Origin of the sequence: Pauljensenia sp. UMB3104 (assembly GCF_030217285.1) — a bacterium.
In the GTDB taxonomy this organism is placed as follows: domain Bacteria; phylum Actinomycetota; class Actinomycetes; order Actinomycetales; family Actinomycetaceae; genus Pauljensenia.
In genome coordinates this window covers 1-255 of the sequence record NZ_JASONN010000420.1, presented here as the reverse complement: position 1 = coordinate 255, position 255 = coordinate 1, and the positions used below count along the sequence as shown (strand labels likewise).

At 57.6% G+C, this 255-nt stretch carries 1 protein-coding gene; it reads right to left on the bottom strand.

All coding sequences use genetic code 11. From position 1 onward, the window contains the following. Positions 1–255, bottom strand: a 255-nt coding sequence (locus QP415_RS12255) for a hypothetical protein (RefSeq protein WP_285100256.1), incomplete at both ends; no start/stop codon positions are given.

Sequence of the window (255 nt, the reverse complement as noted above, 5' to 3'; positions counted from 1 at the left end):
GCCGTCAAGAGTTGGATGCCTGCTTGGACGAGTTGCGGGATAGCCCCACCAATCGCCGACACAATACTTGCGATAATCTGCGGCAACGCGGCCACAATCGTTGTAATGATCTGTGGCAACGCCCCAATCAACGCCGTCAGCAGTTGAATGCCTGCGTCGATGAGCTGCGGGATCGCACCCACCACGCCGCTGACGATCGCAGTAATAATCTGCGGGAGTGCTGCGACGATTGCTGTGATGATCTGTGGCAACGCC